Source organism: Sphingobacterium spiritivorum ATCC 33861 (genome assembly GCF_000143765.1).
GTDB classification, from domain to species: domain Bacteria; phylum Bacteroidota; class Bacteroidia; order Sphingobacteriales; family Sphingobacteriaceae; genus Sphingobacterium; species Sphingobacterium spiritivorum.
Window position 1 is genome coordinate 15,958 of sequence record NZ_GL379779.1, and the last position, 22,120, is coordinate 38,077.

Sequence of the window (22,120 nt, forward strand, 5' to 3'; positions counted from 1 at the left end):
TCTTAGCAAACAAAAACCATATTAACTCTTATAATTAGTCATGCGCCGCTTACTTTTACTATTTTTGCTGGCATTTTATGTATTTTCAGATGCTGCTGCTCAAGAATATATTTTTGACAGACCTAAAGCTCAGGACTTTAATTTTGACATCAGAAAACTGGATTCTACAGCAAATGCTGTCGTACTGGAAGAAATCGGCAAAACCAATCTCGTCCTGGATGAAACTGAAGGAAGGCTATATGTCCACCATGAGTATAAAGTAAGGATTCTTATTCTGAATCAGGAAGGATTCCGGAAAGCCAACTTCACCATTCGCGGATATAAAGACGGATCCAATTCAGAACGTATTACGGATATAAAAGGTATTACATATAATATTGAAAACGGCCTCATCACGTCTACCGAAATGGACAATAAGAAGGTTTTCAAAGAAGATTATTCAAAGTATACCACCCTAACCAAATTCACCCTACCCAATATTAAGGAAGGTTCTATTATTGATGTCACTTATATTCTCAAGTCTCCTCACACTTTCAATTTCAGAAACTGGGATTTTCAGGATGACATTCCAAAAGTTAGCAGCATATACATAGGCTATATTCCGGCCAATTATACCTATAATATCCTCTTACGCGGCCCTTTCCAGCTTACCGATCGCAAAGCAGAAATCATGAAAGAGTGTATTGTACTCAGCGGACAGCGACTTGATTGTTCCAAGTTGACCTTTATCATGAAGAATATACCGGCTTTTATAGAAGAAGACTTTATGACTGCCGCTTCCAACTTCAGATCGGCGATTTATTTTGAATTGTCGGACATCATCTATATGAACGGCTCTAAACAAAGTTTTACAAAAAAATGGAATGATGTCGACAGGGAGTTGTTATCAGACAAAAAATTCGGAGGTCAGCTCAAAAAAGATGAATTATTTACGGATATATTACCGGAAATCGCTCCTGCCAACCTCAGTACGTATGAGAAAGCCCGCAATATTTATGAATATATAAAGAAGCAGATTAAATGGAACAAATACTATGGAAAATACAGTGAGGAAGGTATAAAAAAAGCTCTGGAAACGCACTCAGGCAATATCGGAGATATTAATCTGGGGCTTATTGCAGCATTAAATGCAGCTCAGATCGAGACATATCCGGTGATTCTTTCCACCCGTAATAACGGTGTTCCCAACAAGCTCTTTCCCGTCGTTTCCTATTTTGATTATGTGATCGCGAAGACAACGATTGACGGAGTGGATTATCTGTTGGATGCTTCTGAACAGATGATGCCATTCGGACATCTGCCACTGAGATGTATGAATGAGGAAGGTCGGATCATTCTATCCAAGAAATCATCCGATTGGATTCCGATCAAATCGGTACAGCGTATCAGCAAAAACTACAATTTTGAAGGGGAACTTCAGCCCAATGGAGTACTCAAAGGAAAACTGATCATTTCCAGTTTCGAAACAGAAGCATACAACAAAAGAATGGAAATAAAGGCCGTCAACACAGTAGAAGAATATGTTGAAAAATTTGAAGAAAAAACTCCAAATCTTACCATTCTCAATTCCAAAATAGAAGGATTGGAGGCTATAGAAGATCCATTGTGGGAAGAATATGATATTGAATATAAAATGAACAGCGCAAATGATGACAAAAAGATCACCTTCAACCCCAATTTTTTAAACAGACTGACCAAAAATCCTTTTAATCTCTCTGACCGTAACTATCCGGTAGACCTTGGTTTTGCGCGTTATGATACCTTTACGTACCGTATTAAATTTCCGGAAGGATACAAACTTCAGGACGGACCTAAGAATATAGCTTTAACCTTACCTGATGCTGCAGCCAAATTCGTTTATAAGGGGACATATCAGGCAAACGAATTTAATTTCGAGCAAATCATAAATCTTACTAAACCTGTATATAATGTAGAAGAATATTTTCACCTCAAGGAATTTATGTCCCGCATTATTCAGCAACAAAAAATTGACTACAACTTCGCTAAAAACTAATGAAAAAATATATACTGATATCCATATGCAGTGTACTTTCATCACTGTCATTCGCACAAAACTACGCCGTAGATCTCATTCCGGATGCACTCAAAAGCAGAGCTTCTGCGACCATACGTCAGTATGACCTGAATGTAGAGATGAAAGCGGACAACAATGTTATAGTGAATGTCAATAAAGCTATCACCATATATAATAAAGCCGGTGATGAATATGCACGTACGGTACTCTTTTATGATAAAAGTTCGGAAATCAAATCTATAAAAGGCAAGGTCTATAATGCATTTGGATTGCCCGTTTCTGAATTTAATCAGAAAAATTTCGCAGATGAAAGCGCCAGTGACAACGTAAGCATGTACAATGATAGCCGTGTCAAGCATTACCTGCCCGCAGTACAAGACTATCCGTACACTGTCGTTATATCCTATGAACTGAAGAACAAACAGAATCTTTCTATTCCAACCTGGAATTACAACTATTCGGATGATGTCTCTGTAGAAAAAAGCAGGTTTACATTCTCATGCCCTGCAACAGAAAAGATAAGAATCAAAACCCAGCATTTCAATGGTAAATCCAATGAAGAAGAAATTAAGGGGATAAAGAAATGGACCTGGGAAGTTGCTGATATTGCTGCACGTAAAAAAGAAATCTACTCACCGCCAAAATATCTGACCACTTCGAATGTAAAGGTAGTTCCCGAGAGATTCAATTACTATGACAAAAAAGGAACATTCACGAACTGGAAAGAATTCGGGGAATGGGTATCATCAGATCTTCTGGCAGGTAAACAGCAGTTGAGTGAAGCAACCATCCAAAAGGTAAAAAGTATGACAGCGGATGCAAAAACGGATCAGGAAAAAGCCAGAATCCTCTATCAGTACATGCAAAACAAAACCCGTTATATCAGTATTCAGGTCGGTATAGGCGGACTGCAACCCTTCTCAGCACAGGAAGTAGATAAGACTGGATATGGTGATTGCAAAGCATTGGTCAACTACATGCAAAGCCTGTTGAATGTTGTCAATATTCCCTCTTATTATTGTATAGTGGAAGCGGGCAATACCAAGAGTGATGTAGATATCGATTTTGCGAATGTATCTGACGGAAACCATATAATTCTGGCTCTTCCTTTTGCTAATGACACAACATGGCTGGAATGTACCAGTCAGAAATTACCCTTCGGTTACTTAGGTGATTTTACAGATGACAGACTGGTATTGGCTGTCACACCCGAGGGAGGTAAAGTGCTGCGCACTCCAACATATCCTTACAACGATAACCTGCAGAAAAGAACAGCACAACTTACAATAGACAAAGACGGATCTATTACCGGTAACGTGTCAACACAATTTTCGGGAACACAATATTCCAATCACTTTGGAGCCATGTTCCTCACAGGCAATGAGCAACTCAAAGAATTAAGTGAGTACTATGATATCGACAACATCTATTTTCAACAAATCAAATACAATAAACTCGAACTGGATACACCGGCTCTTGAGGAGAATCTATCCATCTTTGTAAAGAATTATGCAGTTCACTCCGGAGACAAGATGATCCTGCACCCGAATATGTTTAATGTAAAAAATAACGTACCTGATATAAAAAACAGAGTTAACCCTTTGTATATAAACAGAGGATATACAGATATCGATGAGATTACATTTGAGCTACCGGAGGAATATAGCAGAAACCTAAAACCTGAAATCAAAAAGATAACCTGTGATATGGGTACCTTTGAATTTGAAACCTCTGTCAAGGATGACAAACTTTACTTCTACAGAAAGCTACAACTCAAGGAAGGACTTTATCCTGCTGAGAAATATGCCGAATTCAGCAATTTTATAAAAGAAGTCAATCAGGCCGACAAAGGAAGATATACGATCTCCAAAAAATCTTTAGTAGCTAAATAGAGGCTAAAACAAAGAAACCATCTGAATCAGATGGTTTCTTTGTTTTGTTATGCAAGTTCGAATTTATAACCTACTCCTTTGACGGTAGCTACATAATTCTCACCAATTTTTTCTCTTAACTTACGGATGTGAACATCAATAGTCCTGTTCGTTACAACTACTGAATCTTCCCAAATACTTTTAAGAATCTGCTCTCTTGTGAACACCTTATTAGGTTTAGATGCCAGGAGATACAACAATTCAAATTCCTTCTTAGCAAGTGTAATTTTATCTGCGCCTCTGTAAGCCAGAAATGAGTCACGGTCAATCACAAGATCCGATACTTCAAGACGATTGCCTTCATGAATTTCATCTTCTGCAGTATTTCTTCTCAGAATAGCATTGATTCGGCTCATCAAAGCGCGAGGTTTGATCGGTTTTGCGATATAATCATCTGCTCCGACATGAAATCCGGCAATTTCGGAATATTCTTCACTTCTGGCAGTCAGGAAAACCATAAAAGTATGCTTAAATTCAGGCATAGCACGCATCAGACGACATGCTTCTATACCATCCATCTGTGGCATCATAACATCCAGGATAATAAGATCCGGATTCACTTCCTTAGCCTGCGCGATAGCCTCTTTACCGTTTGAAGCTGTAAACACCTGATAGCCTTCCCGTTTAAGATTGTATGCGATTAATTCGACAATGTCTTGTTCATCGTCCACCACCAGTATTTTTTGCTTTGCACTGCTCATACGTGTTTTTTTGCTAAATTATGTACTAAATGGCAATATAACATTAATACAGTGTTATTAAATTGTTAAGCAACACAATATTAATTAACATAACACCAAATCTAATTTAATGTTTTCTTCAAAAATTCTTCAAGATCTTTGCCTCTCAGGTTCTTAGCAGCAATCTTTCCTTCGGGATCGACAATATAGGAAGTAGGTATAGCCTTGATACGATAGAGTCCTACTACCTCCGATCCCCATGCCTGGAGATCAGAAATATTTGTCCATTCCAATTTGTCATCAGCAATAGCACGCATCCACGGGCCTGGGTTATTATCCAGAGAAACACCTAATACATCAAATCCTTTGCCTTTAAAAGCATGATATTGTTTCACAATATTCGGATTTTCCTGTCTGCACGGAGCACACCATGAAGCCCAGAAATCCACCAAAGTATACTTCCCTTTGTAATCGCTTAATTTGACTAACTTATTTTGCGGCGTGTACGCTTCAAACAAAGGGGCAGGCTGACCAACTGCCAACACTTTTAGTTTTGCGGTCTCCTGTTTAAACTGATCCACATATCCGTTGTCCTTGAAATCATCCTTAATCTCGTCAGCATAAGCAATAATTTCAGCTTCAGCCACCTCCGGATCCAGTGTACTCATTGCATAGAAGCCAGCCAGATCGCGATGTTTATTCTTAAATGCGATTGCCTGATCATTATAATAATGTAATGCAGCCTTAAACTTAGTCATGTATTCTCCACGCAAACTTTCAATCTGTTCGGCATTGAGATTATCTGTACGTTTTGCAAATTCATTCTGGAGGGAGTCCTGAATAACATCTCTTCTTATTCTGACCGGTGCAAATTCCTTAATTGCTGCTGAAAGATCAGACCCACTTACTTCATATTCGTAAGGTTCCTTTTGAAGATCAGCTTTGAGTATCACTTCTTCACCGGGCTGAGCAATAATATAATATCGTTTTTTACCGACCTCCAGCGAAAGCAACCTTGCCTGTGTGGAAGGTCTCACAAAAGAAAACTTATGACTCTCATTCAGATATACAGAATCCAGTTTCCGATCACCTTCATAAAGTGAAACAACCTTTATATTTCCGGGATTTTCAATTTGTCCGGAAACAGTGTATTCTTCTTTATTAGAACATGCCATCATAATCAGGCTTAATACGGCTGCAAACAGTGATCTTTTCATGATATCTTATCTCCTTATTATTGTATGTAATTCTTAGCTTTTGCAATTGCTGCAGGTAATCCTTCCGGATTCTTACCCCCTGCTGTAGCAAAAAACGGTTGACCACCCCCACCACCATTAATCTCTTTCGCCAGTTCTCTGACAATAGTACCTGCATTCAATCCTCTTTCTTTTGACAGCTGATCCGACACGACTACAGTCAGATTAGGTTTTCCATCAAAATCAGCTCCCAGTACCAGAAATAAATTATCAACAGCACCTTTGAGTGCATAAGCCAACGTTTTTAGGGCTTCAGCATTCGGTAATTCGACCTGTGTTGCCAGAAAATTAACGCCATCAATCTGTTGAATCTTTTGTTCCAGATCTGATTTTAAGGCTAAAGACTTTTCAATTATGCTTTTTTCAATCTCTTTCTTCAGTGCAGAATTCTCATCAATTACTTTAGAAAGTGTGGATACAAAATCTTTAGGATTATGTAACAGTTCACCTAATCTGTGTACAAGATCAAAATGCTCACGGATCACAGCCGCACACTTAGTTCCTGTAATAGCTTCTATACGACGCACACCGGCGGCAACAGCTGATTCGGAAATAATTTTAAAAAATCCGATTTGTCCTGTCGCTTTCACATGCGTACCTCCGCATAATTCTTTTGAAAACTGATCATCAAAAGTGATGACACGTACATAGTCACCATACTTCTCTCCGAATAAAGCAGTAACACCTGAATCCAGCGCCTGCTGGAATGGTACATGACGCTGCTCTTTCAACGGAATATTCTCCCGAATCTTAGCATTCACAATATCTTCCACCTGCTTCAGTTCCTCTTCAGTCACTTTTGCAAAATGGGAAATATCAAACCGGAGAATATCCGCATTTACCAGGGATCCCTTTTGATTTACATGCGTACCCAGTACTTCTTTCAGTGCAGCATGCAATAAGTGAGTGGCAGAATGGTTATTTTCGGTATCCAATCTTTTCTGAACATCGACTTTTGCTTCAAAAGTACCTTCCATCTGCACAGGAAGGGTATTTGTGAAATGAACAATCAGTCCATTTTCTTTTTTTGTATCCGTTATATAAATCTTTTCTCCGGTAGACTCTGATAGCAATACTCCCGAATCTCCGACCTGACCACCACCTTCCGCATAAAAAGGAGTCACACTCAGTACAAGCTGATATTGTTCCTTCCCTTTAGCGGTTACTTTTCTGTATTTAACAATTTCTGTAGTAGCTTTCAGGTTATCATACCCTACAAATTCAACCTGATCATCTTCACTTACAGCAACCCAGTCTCCCGTATCAATTGCCGTAGCAGCCCGGGATCTGTCTTTCTGGATTTGAAGAGCTTCCTGAAAACCTGCCATATCTACCTCCATCCCCTTCTCTCTCGCCAGCAATTCAGTCAGATCTATCGGAAACCCGTAAGTATCAAACAGCTCAAATGCAAATTCTCCTCCTACAGCCGTATTGGATTCAGCATATGATTCAAAGCGTTGCACTCCCGTCACTAAAGTCCTTAAGAAAGAAACCTCTTCTTCCAAAACAACTTTTTGTACGAAATCCTGCTGCTGAATCAGTTCGTCAAACACCCCTTCAAATTCTTTAGCTAACAAAGGAACCAGTTCGTTGATAAACGGGGTTTTGAAATTGAGGAAGGTATACGCATAGCGCACAGCACGACGTAAAATCCGGCGGATAACGTATCCCGCTTTATTATTAGATGGCAACTGCCCGTCTGCTATAGCAAAACTAACAGCACGTATATGGTCAGATAATACTCGCATAGCGATATCTGTCCTTTCATCTGCACCATATTGAATCCCGGCCTTTTGAGCAATAAAGGCAATCATAGGCTGAAAAACATCCGTATCATAGTTTGATGATTTTCCCTGAATAGCTCTTACCAGACGCTCAAATCCCATCCCTGTATCCACATGCTTGGCCGGAAGAGATTCCAGACTACCGTTTTTCAGACGGTTAAACTGCATGAATACCAGATTCCAGATTTCGATAACCTGAGGATGATCTGCATTCACCAGACTTTGTCCGGGAGTCGTCCTGCGCTCCTCTTCTGTACGCATATCATAATGAATCTCCGAACAAGGACCACAAGGCCCAGTCTCGCCCATTTCCCAGAAATTATCTTTTTTATTTCCTAACAAAATACGATCTTCTGAAATCCATGATTTCCAAAAATCATAAGCTTCCGTATCTTTCACCAATCCCTCAGAATCATCTCCTTCAAAAATGGTAACATACAAACGATCCTTATCCAGTTTATAGACTACTGTCAGCAATTCCCAGGCCCATTCGATAGCTTCTTTTTTGAAATAATCACCAAAACTCCAGTTACCTAACATCTCGAATAAAGTATGGTGATACGTGTCAATCCCTACTTCTTCCAGATCATTATGCTTACCCGACACACGCAGACAACGTTGTGTATCTGCTATACGCGAATATTTAGGTTGTGCTTCCCCCAGAAAAAAATCTTTAAACTGATTCATTCCCGCATTTGTAAACATTAATGTAGGGTCATTTTTAACAACAACAGGAGCTGAAGGGACAATCTGGTGGTTTTTACTTTTGAAAAAATTCAAAAATGCTTCGCGAATTTCTCTATTAGTCATGGAAATTTCAATAATTATATCTGTAAATTTGGGTACAAACTTACTCAAAATTGCTGCTTTATGCAATTGGAAGGCAAGATATTATCCGGTCATATTTTCGTCAAGTAAAACAAAGCTTATTGTTCGATCAAATGTAAATAGCCACCTTTAAAAACAAAGATTTTACCCTTTAAACGTTAACTGCATGAAATAATGATGCTAATCATTTTGAGATACAGAAAACTTAGTTATACTTACTTCAGCTTTCTGAAACGATTTGGTCTGAGAGCTGTTATTAGTCCATATAACAGAAACTATATTCCTGGCAAAAATATCTCAGATAAGGATTAGTTTATCGTAAGAAACATTAAAAACTGTGAAATGAAAAAAACGCTTTTAGTTCCGACAGATTTCTCGAACAATTCCATGGCCGCCGCGAAATACGCGTCAAAACTGGCTATTGAACGGGATTATTCCATACACCTTATTCATTACTACACGACAGCATCTTCCTCCTTTCCCTCCGAGGAATTGAGTAAAGAATTTGAAAATAGTGCTATATTGAAAGCCGATCTGACTATTCTGGAATTTGAAAAAAAACTACAGGAAGAGTTCCCTTCCGTATATTACACACACCGCACTTCCAGAGGATTACTCAAAGAAAATCTTCCGCTGGAAGCCAAAAAAGAAGGCTATGAAGCCATTGTAATGGGGACAAAAGGACTGGGAGACAGCAAAAGTGAGCTTTGGGGAAGCAATACATCTTCAATAGCCTCCAAATCCCCTATTCCCGTGTTAGCCATTCCGGGATATTATAATGTATTCAAAACAGGCAGAATTGCGTTGCTTACCAATTTTAAAGAAGATGAACTTCATACATTAAATGAATTTATTGACACTTTTGGTGAAATCAATGCACTGGACCTGATTCACGTATATCAGGAAAGCGAACAGGAAGCAACTGTTATACAAAAGATCGAAGCCTGGAAATCCAGAATCTTTCAGCAACTCTCTCTAGAAAACATTAATTATTATATTGATAAAGAACAAAAAGATAAAGAGGATCTCGATACTGTACCGGAAGTCATCCATAAACTGGTAGAACAACACGCACCGGATATAGTATTGATCACCAAATCAAGAAAATCATTTTTCAAACGCCTGTTTTATCCATCCGTGTCTAAAGCAGTCGTTCTGGATATTAACAAACCCTCGTATTTCTCAAAAGTATCATTATGAATAAACCACTTTTAGTCCCTGTAGATTTTTCAGAAAATGCACAGACAGCAGTTTCTTATGCCGCTCAGATAGCGGATATATCCAAACGTGATGTGCATGTGATACACATCATGACAGAACACACAAACAGATTTGCGAATGCCACATGGAACAAGGATCTTATGGAACCGCTTATCAAAGAAGCATTATCACAGCTTGATACATTTCTGCTGCCTGTAAAAGCCAGATATCCGGATATTGTATTCACTACAGCTATCCGTGACGGCGTACTGACAGATCAGTTACTGGATGAAGCCAAAGGAGAAAAATACGCTGCAATAGTAATGGGCACAAAAGGATCATCAGGATTAGATTCTGTATTTATAGGAAGTAATGCTTATGATGTAATCAAAACAACAGAAACACCAGTGTTAATCGTACCAAAACATATTGAAGCATTACAACTCAATAATATTGGTCTGCTCTGTAATTTCAAAGAAGGGGAACTCGAAGTGCTGAAACAAGCCGTCAGTCTCTTTGGTAACAAATTTCATCTGCAGCTTATACATATTAATCGCGCAGACGAAGATGTGGAGACTGTAGATCAGAAATTAAAGATGTGGATTGACCGAATTATTAAGGAAACACAGATAGATGATATCTCTTATATCGTAAAATCACCAGCATACTTTTACAGGAATAAGGAAACCATTGCCCATGCTATCCAGCAGATTCTGATTGACGAATCAGTAGATATGTTGTTGGTAACAAAAGGAAGAAAAAACTTTTTCCGTTATATTTTTTCTGAAAACATTGCCAAAGAACTCGCATTCCAAAGTAAAATTCCCAATCTTTTTGCCCGGATCTGAGTTTTATATATTTGAACAACCTGTTCAGAATTACAATAAAATATACAACCCTATACATAAAATGTCCCGAAATCGGGACATTTTATGTATAGGAAAAAAGTGTAGATATTCTTCTACAATTGAATACATAAAACACTGTATACAAATGATTTAAAAATATAAAAAAGAATTATCCAAATATAGTTTGGCAGATGAATTGCACATTACATTCTAATAAATAACATTATTACAAATTCATTTAAAACGCACTATATGAAAATTAATTACAAAAAAGCAGCAATGTTCGCTGCAGCAGGATTGTTAACTACAGCATCATTCGCTCAGGAACACAACACAAAGACTATTGAAGGTACTACCCCGTTTGGTTCTTCTTCTCAATACCGTACATGGTCGATTGGTGTGAATGCAGGTGTCCTGAACCAGGGTAACATCTTTGGTTTCAACCGTAAAGGGTATGATGATTTAGATCATAATGTAGGATACAGCGCTTACATCAAGAAACAAATCTCTCCTTCTTTCGGTTTAAAAGCACAATACATGGGAGGTAAAGTAGGTGGTGCGTACAAAGATGGTTCGCAGTCATTCGAAACAAAAACTCCCTGGTCAGCAGCTTTATCCGGAGAGTTCACATTAGCGAACACAAACTTCAGATTTTTCAACAGTATCATCAAACCTTACTTTGCGATTGGTTTAGGTGCATTAAATTTTGAGCCTACTACAACTGTAGGTGGAACAGCAACAACTCAGGATTCACAAACTAAACTTTTTGTTCCTGCAGATTTCGGATTGAAATTCGCAATTGCTAAAGGTGTGAACCTGGATTTAGGTTACCAACTAAACTGGGCTAATCAGGATTTCGATGGCGGAACAGCAGGTACGTATAAAAATGATCTGTTCTCTTATGCTCACGCAGGTTTAGAGTTCTCATTGGGTAGCCCATCAAAACCAGCATTAAGCAACAGTAACCCTGTGGCAACACTGGTAAATGACTATACTGCTAAATACGATCAGCTGAAAGCAGAACGTGAAGCATTAGTAGCCGCTAACAATGCACTTAAATCTCAGGTAGATCAGTTAAATTCAGATCTTAAAGATGATGACGGTGACGGTGTAGCTAACAAATATGACAAATGTCCTAATACACCTTCAGGAACTAAAGTAGATGGATCAGGATGTCCGCTTCCGGTTGCTGAAACCAAAGTGGTAGAGAAAATTGTAGTTACAGAAGAAGATAGAAAAGTAGTAGACGAAGCGATCAAGAATCTGGAGTTCGATCTTGGTAAATCGACTATCCGTTCTACTTCATACCCAAGTCTTGACCGTGTAGCTTCTTTATTAATCGAGAAAAACTTCAGCCTGAAATTAGCTGGTCACACAGATAACACAGGTTCTATGAAAACAAATCTTAGATTATCTAAAGAACGTGCAGAAGCTGTAAAAGCATATTTATCAGGTAAAGGTGCTAATCCTTCCCGTATCGAAGCAACAGGTTACGGTCCAAACCAACCAATCGCTTCTAATGCGACAGCAGAAGGTCGTCAGCAAAACCGTCGTGTAGAGTTCACATTATATTAGTAGATAAACTACTCTTTAAAAAAAGTTAAGGCTAGCGGAAATTCGCTAGCCTTTCTTATTTAAATTTAAAATGTAAACAAAATACTACAATGTCAAAAGAAAAATTAAGTTTATTTCCTTACATTTGCAGAAAATTTTAATACTCGTTTTATGAAATTAAATTTAAAATCAGCAGCAGTATTCACTATTGCCGGATTATTAACAAGCACTTCATTTGCACAGAGCACAGCTACTGTCGAAGGAACAACGCCTTTCGGATCATCATCTGAATACCGTACATGGTCATTTGGTGTCAATGCAGGTGTATTAAATCTGAGCAATGTATTCGGCGTGAATCGCAGAGGATACAATTCATTAGAAAACAACATTGGTTACAGTGCTTATATCAAAAAGCAAATTTCTCCTTCCTTTGGATTAAAGGCTCAGTATTTAGGTGGAAAAGTTGCCGGAAAAACCGAAGACGGATCCCGTTCTTATGAAACCAAGACTCCATGGTCGGCAGCATTATCAGGAGAATTCACACTCGCTAATACTAACTTCAGATTTTTCAACAGCATCATTAAGCCTTATTTTGCAATTGGTCTAGGGGCATTGAATTTTGAGCCAACTACAAAAGCTGGCAATACAGAAACTACACATGATTCTAAAACAAAATTATTTGTTCCTGCAGACTTCGGATTTAAATTCGCTATCTCTAAAGGTGTGAATCTGGATCTGGGTTACCAACTAAACTGGGCTAACCAGGATTTCGATGGAGCACGTGTAGGAACCATCAAACACGATCTGTTCTCATATGCACATGCAGGTGTTGAATTTGCATTAGGAAATTCTTCAAAACCAGCATTGAGCAATAGCAACCCGGTAGCAACGCTGGTAAATGACTATACTGCTAAATACGATCAGCTGAAAGCAGAACGTGAAGCATTAGTAGCCGCTAACAATGCACTTAAATCTCAGGTAGATCAGTTAAATGCAGATCTTAAAGATGATGACGGTGATGGTGTAGCTAACAAATATGACAAATGTCCTAATACACCTTCAGGAACTAAAGTAGATGGTGCAGGATGTCCGCTTCCTGTTGCTGAAACCAAAGTAGTAGAGAAAATTGTAGTTACAGAAGAAGATAGAAAAGTAGTAGACGAAGCGATCAAGAATCTGGAGTTCGATCTTGGCAAATCGACTATCCGTTCTACTTCATACCCAAGTCTTGACCGTGTAGCTTCTTTATTAATCGAGAAAAACTTCAGCCTGAAATTAGCCGGTCACACAGATAACACAGGTTCTATGAAAACAAATCTTAGATTATCTAAAGAACGTGCAGAAGCTGTAAAAGCATATTTATCAGGTAAAGGTGCTAATCCTTCCCGTATCGAAGCAACAGGTTACGGTCCAAACCAACCAATCGCTTCTAATGCGACAGCAGAAGGTCGTCAGCAAAACCGTCGCGTAGAATTTACATTATATTAATAGACGATTTAAGTTCATATAATACACATTATAGGCCCTATGCAGCTGCATAGGGCCTATTTAGTTTTTAAGTACTTCATTTTAAAACAATTAACATATTAATAATAATTGTTTTTGTCAATTATTATTTCTATCTTTGCACCGCCTTAGGCAATTGAGCCTATTGTATAAATTATTTCATGAACCCATTTTTAGAACTGGGAATCCGTCATGAAGTTGTTAATGCCATCTCTGAGTTAGGTTTTGAAAAACCTTCTCCTATTCAGGAAAAAGCCATTCCTGTTTTACTGACTGGTAACGACGATTTTGTCGGATTAGCCCAAACTGGCACAGGAAAGACCGCGGCATTTGGTCTTCCATTATTAGAACAATTAGACTTTTCTCAAAAACATCCTCAGGCGTTGGTATTATGTCCAACACGTGAACTTTGTTTGCAAATTGCGAAAGATTTAGAAAAATTTGCGAAATACATCGATGGTGTACATGTCGTAGCGGTATACGGAGGTGCAAATATCTCTGACCAACTACGTCAGATCCGTCGTGGTGTACAAATCGTAGTAGCGACTCCTGGTCGTATGCTTGATATCATTGGCCGTAATGCCATTGATTTCTCCAATGTAAAATATGTTGTATTAGATGAAGCGGATGAAATGCTTAACATGGGCTTTCAGGAAGACATCAACAATATATTGTCAGAAACTCCGGAAGAGAAAAAAACCTGGTTGTTTTCTGCAACAATGCCTAGGGAGGTACGTCGTATAGCTCAAAATTATATGACAGACCCAGTAGAATTGACTGTTGGCACCAAAAATACAGGTAATGCCAATATCGAACACCACTATTACCTGATCAGAGCAAAAGATAAGTATGCTGCTTTCAAACGTATCGTCGATTCCAATCCTGAAATCTTCGGTATTGTATTCTGCCGTACCAAGATCGAAACGCAAGAAATTGCTGAAGCCTTGATCAAAGATGGTTATAATGCAGATTCGTTGCATGGTGACCTTTCACAACAACAACGTGATAAAGTCATGAAACGTTACCGTGACCGTAGCTTACAATTGTTGATCGCAACAGACGTAGCCGCACGTGGTATTGACGTAAATGATGTAACACACGTAATCAACTTCTCCCTTCCGGATGAAGTAGAGAATTACACACACCGTTCAGGCCGTACAGCCCGTGCAGGTAAGACAGGTATCTCGCTTTCATTGGTAAATGTGAAAGAATTAAGCAAAATTCGTCACATTGAGAAAATTATTGGTAAACCTTTCGAAAGAAAACAAGTACCTCAGGGTGCAGAAGTTTGTGAAAAACAATTATTCTCGATCGTAAGCAAAATTGAGAATGTAGAAGTCAATGATGATCAGATTACTCCTTTCCTTCCTGCTATTATGGAAAATCTGGAGGCACTGTCAAAAGAAGATATCATCAAAAGATTTGCATCATTAGAATTCAACAGATTCCTGGATTATTATAAAAATGCTCCGGATCTGAATATTGAAGCACGTGACAACGAACGCGGTGAACGCGGAGACAGACGTGAAGATCGCTCACGCGGTGGTTCTAAAGGATATACACGCCTTTTCATGAACTTAGGTTCAGTAGACGAATTTACACGTGGAGACATGTTAGGATTTATCTGCAACAACGCTAAGATCTCCGGTAAATCGATCGGTAAAATCGATCTTAAAGGAGTGTTCACATTCTTTGAAGTACAGGACGAAGAAGTAGAGAAAGTATTCTCCGGATTCCAGAATGTAGATTTCAACGGACGTAATGTACGCATCGAAGTTTCTGGTGAAGGCAGAAGCGAAAGCCGTGGTGGCGGAAGAAGTCGTGGTGGAGACCGCGGTGGAAGACGTGAAGGCGGATATCGTGGTGGCGAACGCAGAAGCGGTGGTGAAAGACGTGATCGTCGTGATGGAGGAAATGGCGGTGGCTTCCGTGATTTTTCCGGAAAACGCAAAGAATCTAAAAGCAAATATTAACTAGAATAGTTATTCCATTTTCTAAGGCTGAGTATGTTACTCAGCCTTTTTTATTTACCCTCAGCTCTCCCGGAAAATTATTTTACCAATCAGCAGAAAAAATATACCAAGCAGGTACTTTTTCAGGTTTATTTTATAAATTGAATTCGAATTAGAACCACAACCATGTATAGACTTGATGTAATCAACAAGATCATTCAAAAACATAATGCAAAGACATATTTAGAAATTGGCGTACAGACCGGAGCCGTTATCTCAAAGGTAAATTGTACCCGTAAAATAGGTGTTGATCCTGAGTTTCTATTTCGAAGATCAATGAAAGCCAAACGCTTATTGGGCATTTATAAATTTGAAACATATGAAATGCCGAGTGATCAGTTCTTTGAGACTAAAGCCCAGAATGTATTGAAACATGGTGTAGATGTCGTTCTGGTAGACGGCCTACACACCTATCAGCAAGCAAAAAAAGATGTGGAGAATAGCCTGAACTACCTGAATGAGGGCGGTGTCATCATCATGCACGATTGTAATCCGCTCAATGCTGCTGCAGGATATGCCATCCGTGAACACTTCAGTGAAGTAACAGATAAAGTCAAAAACTGGGACTTGCCTGGCTGGCAGGGACAATGGAACGGAGATGTATGGAAAACTGTAGCTGATCTGATCGTGACCCGACCTGATCTGAATGTATTCACATTAGACATGGATTATGGACTGGGGATTGTGACAAGAGGTAAACAAGAAGTTTCACATTCCTTTACTATAACAGATATTGAGAAGGGAGATTTTGATTTCTTTGATCAAAACAGAGAACAGCTGATCAATCTGAAAAATCCAAAATACTTTTTTGATTTTTTTAATCTGTAGAAAGAAATTCAATGAGATAAGATATTATCCGTAATCCACCATTCTCTAAAACAGATTTGCATTCATTATAATTTTTTAAGAAAGCTGAACAGTATCCATCATACTGTTCAGCTTTTTATCTGTTAATAACTTATATAATTACATTTTACTCTTTTGGTGCTCTTTTGTTTAATTCCTCAACCGGCATATTTACCATCCTGCCGATGGGTTTATTTCCTCTATAAGTGATCACTCTCAGCACGCTGGCATCTATTGGAACAATTAACGGCTGTTTGTATTTGGGGTAAAAACGATCAGGAAAAGAATTATCAAAACTGTAATAAATATCAAGGCCTTCTATCTCGGTGTTTAATGTAACCAACAATCTGTCTTCATTGGTTCGCTGCACATTAAATATAGGGTCGTAAACGCTCGGCGCATATTTAATTTCAGCCATATCCAATCTTCCAAAGTGTTGCTCCGTCCGGGAAAAAAAGTTTTTCCAGTTCTTTCTGCCCTTCGGGCTCCAGAGACTTTCGGCAATCGCAAATCCCCGGGGCCAGGTCATATATTGTACAGTTCGTATATTATAAATCTGGGCCGTCCACACGTTTCCTTGGGCTCCCATGATATAGTTAGGATCAGCACCTTCAGGAAGAGGATCATATTTATAAACGTCATTTAATCGTAAGGCTCTAAAAACTTTAGGTTCAATAACTTCATCTCCCTGCATATAATCTAAATAGGTATATTCAGTCGGTGCCATTACTACTTTATGTTTATTTTTTGAAGCTTCTATTCCGTATTTTATATTCCGCCAACTCATAACAGCTGCACTTGGAGTTACACCACCTTCTAAGACCTCATCCCATGCCATAAAACGTTTACCATGCTTTGAAACAATTTTTTCAACTCTCCGTTCAAAATACCCCTGAACTTCTGCCATCGTTTTAAGATTTTCACGTTTCATTAATTCGGCGACTTTCGGACTTTTCTCCCAAAAATTATAGGGTGCTTCATCACCTCCCATATGTATATATTCAAACGGGAATATTCGTGCAACCTGTGCTACCACAGTATCTAAGAACTCGTATACGTTCTCATTTGCCGGACAAAGTGTATTATCAACTAGAGCTATCGGTGTAGCTCCAACCCAATTTATCATCTTCGCACCACTACTTACTTTATAATTTACAGCATCCGCTGTACACGAAAGCTCCGGATAAGAAGCAACAGCTGCCATACTATGTCCCGGAGCATCTATTTCCGGAACAATATTCACAAAGCGATCTTTTGCATAAGCGACCAGCTCTTTCAAATCTTCCTGTGTATAAAATCCCCCATAATCGCGTGGCTCATGGTCCTCAATAGGTTTAAAAGTTCCAAAATCCCCTTCTCTTTTTACATTCCATGCACCTACTTCGGTCAGTTTAGGATAACCCTTTATTTCTATCCTCCAACCCTCATCATCTGTAAGGTGAAGATGCAAAATATTATATTTATAACGTACCATCCCGTCAATGTACTGTTTCACCTCTTCTTTAGTAAAGAAATGTCTGGCTACGTCAAGTAGTAATCCTCTCCATCCAAAGCGGGGATAGTCAGTAATATCTGCACATGGCAACTTCCATTCTACTGATTTGATTTTTTGTTTACTCTCTATTTCTTTTGGAAGTAATTGTATGAGCGTCTGGGCCCCATAGAAAATACCTGCCGGTTTATTAGCAGTAATAGTAATCAGCCTGGGAGTAATCTGTAGCTGGTAACCTTCTGATCCTATTTTAGCATCAGTTTTCTTGGTTAAAACCAGTTTGATATTAGCTTTTGCTGAGGAGGAGGTCGTAGTAACGGTATAACCGGTTGGTATACTTAGACGATCTTTCAGAAATGAAACAGATTGTTTTAATTCTGCTGATTCAAGTGCTTCAATGATAATTTTCGGGGGAAGATGAAAATATCCGTTCTTCCTGACAAGCGTGACTGGTTCGGGAATAATGGCAATATCATTGGGTTCATTGCCACTAACCCCGCTAGCTGTCGCATTACGGGTATCCATGTTTGCATGTTGTGCAATTGCTCCCGATGAAACAGCTAGCATAATTAATGCTAGTAATAATTTCATATTTATTTGATTAGTGTGAAGAGGCAATTTATTAAAAAAAATATAGAATTGAACAATCAGTTTTAAAAAAAATAGCCGCAGTAACATTCTAAAGATATTAAGTCAACTAATATGTACCAATCGTCAAATTACAACATCCTTTTGCACAACATTTACAAAAAAGAAGGCGGCAATAAAAACAATAAGTTTTCGAGATTAAATTAGGCACCAGTTAATATAAACAGGATGAATTTATGGAAGAGAGAGGATATTAACGGACTCACACATATAAAATAGAGAGCCGGAACTATTGCAGGAAGTAGACAGAAACTTCCAAATTACTTTACTATAGTGAATATCAACAAGAACAGGGTCTTCGCTATAAAGACCCCATTTTTATTTATTTCGTTATCTGACGCTGACGGATAGCTTCATACAGAACCACTCCTGCAGATACAGACACATTTAATGACCCTATTTCACCAAACATCGGAATCTTTGCCAAATGATCTGAAATACGTATCAGATCATCTGAAACGCCTATATCTTCGGCTCCCATAATGATGCAGGTCGGAGCAGTGTAATCCACACTATAAATACTTTCTTCTGTTTTTTCGGTACTGACAACCAATTGTATACCGGAGTCAATCAAAAATTTACCAACTTTACCCAGATTATCATGACGACAGACCGGAATTTTGTATAAAGCACCTGCTGAAGTCTTGATAGCATCCGGATTGATCTCTGCAGATCCTTTTTTGGGCACAATGATCGCATGTACTCCCGAACATTCTGCAGTCCGTGCGATAGCACCCAGATTGCGCACATCCGTTACCCCGTCCAGCATAAGTATAAGCGGAGTTTCCCCTTTTTCATATATTTCGGGAATAAGGTCTTCTATTTTTTGGTAGGTGATCGGTGAAATAACAGCGATTACACCCTGATGATTTTTACGGGTGATACGGTTCAGTTTTTCAATCGGTACCTGTTGGAAACCAATCTCATGTTCTTTGATCAGAGATTTTAATTCTAAAAATAAACTTCCACCCAGACCCCGCTGAACAAACAAAGACTCGATCTCTTTGCCGCTATCAATGGCTTCTATAACTGCACGAATACCGAAAACCATTTGATTGGATTCCCGCTTTTCACTTCTGTCGTGTCTTTGAAAATTTTGCATATGATGAAGTAATATTTCTGTTTTAAATAATGTATGTAGATACTGCGACCTAACTCAATCCGAGATTAAACGTTTGACGCAGTGTTTCCAGATTCGGGTTTTTGGCAACCATAGCCTGGTATTTTTCTTGTGAAGTATAAGGTTTACGGGAAACCTGATGCTCAATCATAACTCCTTTTACATCGAGTGAAAAATTCTGCAGTTCCACACGTAAAAAGTTAAGTATATCGATTTTAGCTGAGGTCAGTACATCCATCTGGATTGCATTCTCTACCTCTACTTCGATCAGATTATCAGGTTGAAGTTTTGGAGGAGCTGATGTCATCAGTGTGTACAGATTAATTTTATTTTCTGCCTTTAAACGTTCGGCAAATTCATTCCATTTTTGTAAAAATTCATTTAGGTTAACCTCCCTGTATGCTTCACCTTTGACCAAAGAAGGTCCTTCACTTTCTTCTACCTGTTTTTCTTCAAAGATAGTATTCAGATTAGGAATCGAGACCCCGACCTTAACAGCTCCCCATCCCTTTTTTCCGGAATCCGCAAGTTTTGGCGGATGATTTTCTACAGGTTTTGCAAGTGAGGGGGGAGCTTTTATTTCTGCAGAGGTGGGTATGGATACAGGAGTAACAACGGGAGCAGGGACACTTACCGGTTGTGAAACCGGAGCAGCTACCGCTGAATCAGGTCGTTTTTTTTTTACTTCAGCAGATCCTGAAAGCACACCGTTTTGGCTCATTTGAATAGCAGTCGCTATATGGCACATTTTGAGCAGAGCCAGTTCGACCTGTAAACGTTGATTCTTACTGGTTTTATAATTTATCTCACACTGATTGGAGATATTTAAGGCTGATAATAATAATCCTGAAGAAACTTTCTGCGACTGTTCAAGGTATCTCTTTTTGATATTATCACTTACATCAAGCAGTTTTAATGTAGCCGGTTCTTTTGTGACCAGCAGATTACGCAAATGCGAAGATAATCCGCCGATAAAGTGGTTTCCGTCAAATCCTCTGTTGAGTACCTGATCAAAAATAAGCAAAGACTCCGCAGCTTCTTCCTGCAGGATAGCGTCCGTCAGCTTAAAATAATAATCGTAGTCTAATATATTCAGATTGTCGATTACAGATTGATAAGAAATCTGCTTATTCGAAAAACTTACGATCTGATCAAACATAGAAAGTGCATCTCTAAGTCCTCCATCTGCCTTTTGAGCAATAATATGAAGACCATCCAGATCATATGTCACCACTTCCTTCTCGGCAATACCTGCCAGATGCCGGGCCATATCTTCTACACGTATCCTGTTGAAATCAAAAATCTGACACCTGGACAGGATAGTCGGAAGAATCTTATGCTTCTCAGTAGTTGCAAGAATAAAAATTGCATAAGAAGGTGGTTCTTCTAATGTTTTCAGAAAAGCATTGAACGCCTGTTGAGACAACATGTGCACCTCATCAATAATATAGATTTTATATTTTCCGGACTGAGGCGGGATCCGAACCTGATCAATCAGATTACGGATGTCATCTACTGAATTGTTGGATGCTGCATCCAGTTCATGGATACTGAAAGAATTTCCGTTCTGGAAAGATTTACAGCTATCACATACACCACAGGCTTCTACTTCACTGGTAATATGCTCACAGTTTATTGTCTTTGCCAAAATACGTGCACAAGTCGTCTTTCCTACACCCCGGGGCCCACAAAACAAAAATGCCTGCGCCAACTGATTGTTGTGAATAGCATTTTTTAAGGTACCTGTGATGTGTTGCTGACCGACTACCGAATCAAAGGTGACCGGGCGATATTTACGAGCAGAAACAATAAAATTATCCATTGCACGAAGATACGCATTTTGCAAGTTTACCGCAATACTAAAAAAGTAATCCCAAAGGATCTCTTCCTTATTCTACACGTTTATAGCGTTCTCCGCAGCCTTCAAAGCACAGATAAGAAATAGTGAGTACATCTCCTTTTATTTCAAATGAAAATTCACCGGGTGCATTTTCCATAACAGCACATGAAAAGATTACAAGTCGGTTTTTGTTTCCCGAAGGCTCCGATTTATCCAATATCTTATAAGTGGAGGTTGCATTATTATCTGAATCTATAGAGACCGTGCAAAGATCACCATTCTGTACTTCTATCGTACCATTAGCTTTAAAAATAAGTTGCTTTTTACTGTCTACCGATCTGTATTTTCCAGATCCGTCACCAGGATCGGCATACACTTCGACTAACTTCCAACGGCCTGCAATGCCATTATTATCTGAACCCTGTGTTGAATCTTTTTTACAGGCGATCAATATCAGACAGATCATGGTAAAAAAAGCAAATTTCACTGTTTTCATAATTCAGTAGATTATCTTAACTGATAACGTAATAATGAAAAGAA

At 38.8% G+C, this 22,120-nt stretch carries 15 protein-coding genes; 8 read left to right on the top strand and 7 right to left on the bottom strand.

All coding sequences use genetic code 11. The annotated features are described in order from the left end of the window. Positions 1-40: 40 nt before the first annotated feature. Together HMPREF0766_RS21220 and HMPREF0766_RS21225 are read left to right on the top strand one after the other, a co-directional pair. Positions 41-2,014 carry a hypothetical protein gene (locus HMPREF0766_RS21220; protein ID WP_003002119.1) on the top strand — a complete coding sequence of 658 codons (1,974 nt, stop codon included), beginning with the start codon at positions 41-43 and terminating at the stop codon, positions 2,012-2,014. Then, entirely contained in the window at positions 2,014-3,927 is a 1,914-nt protein-coding gene (locus HMPREF0766_RS21225; protein ID WP_003002122.1) for a DUF3857 domain-containing protein, read from the top strand. Before HMPREF0766_RS21220 ends, HMPREF0766_RS21225 begins: the two co-directional genes overlap by 1 nt. Positions 3,928-3,974: 47 nt before the next feature. On the opposite strand, the gene HMPREF0766_RS21230 is transcribed toward HMPREF0766_RS21225, so the two are convergent. The 3 genes from HMPREF0766_RS21230 to alaS all read right to left on the bottom strand — a co-directional run bounded on the left by HMPREF0766_RS21230 (position 3,975) and on the right by alaS (position 8,496). After that, a complete protein-coding gene (locus HMPREF0766_RS21230) occupies positions 3,975-4,667 on the bottom strand; it encodes a response regulator transcription factor (RefSeq protein ID WP_003002123.1) in 693 nt (230 codons plus the stop codon). Positions 4,668-4,768: 101 nt separating this feature from the next. Continuing rightward, on the bottom strand, positions 4,769-5,863 hold the full coding sequence (locus tag HMPREF0766_RS21235) for a TlpA family protein disulfide reductase (protein ID WP_003002125.1): 1,095 nt from the start codon (positions 5,861-5,863) through the stop codon (positions 4,769-4,771). Positions 5,864-5,880: 17 nt separating this feature from the next. Beyond that, positions 5,881-8,496: an alanine--tRNA ligase gene (gene alaS / locus HMPREF0766_RS21240; RefSeq protein ID WP_037461122.1), complete on the bottom strand. Its 2,616-nt coding sequence runs from the start codon at positions 8,494-8,496 to the stop codon at positions 5,881-5,883. A gap of 360 nt (positions 8,497-8,856) precedes the next feature. Here alaS and HMPREF0766_RS21245 point away from each other — a divergent pair, with 360 nt between their 5' ends. The 6 genes from HMPREF0766_RS21245 (at position 8,857) to HMPREF0766_RS21270 (ending at position 16,462) form a co-directional block, all read left to right on the top strand. Then, complete coding sequence (locus tag HMPREF0766_RS21245; protein WP_003002132.1) at positions 8,857-9,714, top strand: universal stress protein; 858 nt, start codon at positions 8,857-8,859, stop codon at positions 9,712-9,714. Further along, a complete protein-coding gene (locus HMPREF0766_RS21250; RefSeq protein ID WP_003002134.1) occupies positions 9,711-10,562 on the top strand; it encodes a universal stress protein in 852 nt (283 codons plus the stop codon). Before HMPREF0766_RS21245 ends, HMPREF0766_RS21250 begins: the two co-directional genes overlap by 4 nt. A gap of 252 nt (positions 10,563-10,814) precedes the next feature. Next, positions 10,815-12,137: an OmpA family protein gene (locus tag HMPREF0766_RS21255; protein ID WP_003002136.1), complete on the top strand. Its 1,323-nt coding sequence runs from the start codon at positions 10,815-10,817 to the stop codon at positions 12,135-12,137. A gap of 150 nt (positions 12,138-12,287) precedes the next feature. Continuing rightward, positions 12,288-13,604 carry an OmpA family protein gene (locus tag HMPREF0766_RS21260; RefSeq protein ID WP_003002138.1) on the top strand — a complete coding sequence of 439 codons (1,317 nt, stop codon included), beginning with the start codon at positions 12,288-12,290 and terminating at the stop codon, positions 13,602-13,604. Between the two features lie 179 nt (positions 13,605-13,783). Continuing rightward, positions 13,784-15,595, top strand: coding sequence for a DEAD/DEAH box helicase (locus HMPREF0766_RS21265; protein WP_003002140.1), 1,812 nt, complete (start codon positions 13,784-13,786; stop codon positions 15,593-15,595). Between the two features lie 165 nt (positions 15,596-15,760). Next, on the top strand, positions 15,761-16,462 hold the full coding sequence (locus HMPREF0766_RS21270; RefSeq protein ID WP_003002142.1) for a class I SAM-dependent methyltransferase: 702 nt from the start codon (positions 15,761-15,763) through the stop codon (positions 16,460-16,462). Between the two features lie 145 nt (positions 16,463-16,607). Here the strand turns inward: HMPREF0766_RS21270 and HMPREF0766_RS21275 are convergent, their stop codons facing one another. From HMPREF0766_RS21275 to HMPREF0766_RS21290, 4 genes are all read right to left on the bottom strand, one after another. Continuing rightward, positions 16,608-18,563 carry a beta-N-acetylhexosaminidase gene (locus HMPREF0766_RS21275; RefSeq protein WP_037461124.1) on the bottom strand — a complete coding sequence of 652 codons (1,956 nt, stop codon included), beginning with the start codon at positions 18,561-18,563 and terminating at the stop codon, positions 16,608-16,610. Positions 18,564-18,942: 379 nt separating this feature from the next. Next, entirely contained in the window at positions 18,943-19,722 is a 780-nt protein-coding gene (gene rlmB / locus HMPREF0766_RS21280) for a 23S rRNA (guanosine(2251)-2'-O)-methyltransferase RlmB (RefSeq protein ID WP_003002146.1), read from the bottom strand. Positions 19,723-19,771: 49 nt separating this feature from the next. After that, positions 19,772-21,562, bottom strand: a complete 1,791-nt coding sequence (locus HMPREF0766_RS21285; protein ID WP_003002148.1) for a DNA polymerase III subunit gamma/tau — start codon at positions 21,560-21,562, stop codon at positions 19,772-19,774. Positions 21,563-21,629: 67 nt separating this feature from the next. Continuing rightward, complete coding sequence (locus HMPREF0766_RS21290; RefSeq protein WP_003002150.1) at positions 21,630-22,076, bottom strand: hypothetical protein; 447 nt, start codon at positions 22,074-22,076, stop codon at positions 21,630-21,632. Positions 22,077-22,120: the final 44 nt, after the last annotated feature.

Excerpts from the sequence above, each read along its gene's own strand:
- HMPREF0766_RS21220 (WP_003002119.1), top strand. The coding sequence starts at position 41 with ATGCGCCGCTTACTTTTACTATTTTTGCTGGCATTTTATGTATTTTCA.
- HMPREF0766_RS21225 (WP_003002122.1), top strand. The coding sequence starts at position 2,014 with ATGAAAAAATATATACTGATATCCATATGCAGTGTACTTTCATCACTG.
- HMPREF0766_RS21230 (WP_003002123.1), bottom strand. The coding sequence starts at position 4,667 with ATGAGCAGTGCAAAGCAAAAAATACTGGTGGTGGACGATGAACAAGAC.
- HMPREF0766_RS21235 (WP_003002125.1), bottom strand. The coding sequence starts at position 5,863 with ATGAAAAGATCACTGTTTGCAGCCGTATTAAGCCTGATTATGATGGCA.
- alaS (WP_037461122.1), bottom strand. The coding sequence starts at position 8,496 with ATGACTAATAGAGAAATTCGCGAAGCATTTTTGAATTTTTTCAAAAGT.
- HMPREF0766_RS21245 (WP_003002132.1), top strand. The coding sequence starts at position 8,857 with ATGAAAAAAACGCTTTTAGTTCCGACAGATTTCTCGAACAATTCCATG.
- HMPREF0766_RS21250 (WP_003002134.1), top strand. The coding sequence starts at position 9,711 with ATGAATAAACCACTTTTAGTCCCTGTAGATTTTTCAGAAAATGCACAG.
- HMPREF0766_RS21255 (WP_003002136.1), top strand. The coding sequence starts at position 10,815 with ATGAAAATTAATTACAAAAAAGCAGCAATGTTCGCTGCAGCAGGATTG.
- HMPREF0766_RS21260 (WP_003002138.1), top strand. The coding sequence starts at position 12,288 with ATGAAATTAAATTTAAAATCAGCAGCAGTATTCACTATTGCCGGATTA.
- HMPREF0766_RS21265 (WP_003002140.1), top strand. The coding sequence starts at position 13,784 with ATGAACCCATTTTTAGAACTGGGAATCCGTCATGAAGTTGTTAATGCC.
- HMPREF0766_RS21270 (WP_003002142.1), top strand. The coding sequence starts at position 15,761 with ATGTATAGACTTGATGTAATCAACAAGATCATTCAAAAACATAATGCA.
- HMPREF0766_RS21275 (WP_037461124.1), bottom strand. The coding sequence starts at position 18,563 with ATGAAATTATTACTAGCATTAATTATGCTAGCTGTTTCATCGGGAGCA.
- rlmB (WP_003002146.1), bottom strand. The coding sequence starts at position 19,722 with ATGCAAAATTTTCAAAGACACGACAGAAGTGAAAAGCGGGAATCCAAT.
- HMPREF0766_RS21285 (WP_003002148.1), bottom strand. The coding sequence starts at position 21,562 with ATGGATAATTTTATTGTTTCTGCTCGTAAATATCGCCCGGTCACCTTT.
- HMPREF0766_RS21290 (WP_003002150.1), bottom strand. The coding sequence starts at position 22,076 with ATGAAAACAGTGAAATTTGCTTTTTTTACCATGATCTGTCTGATATTG.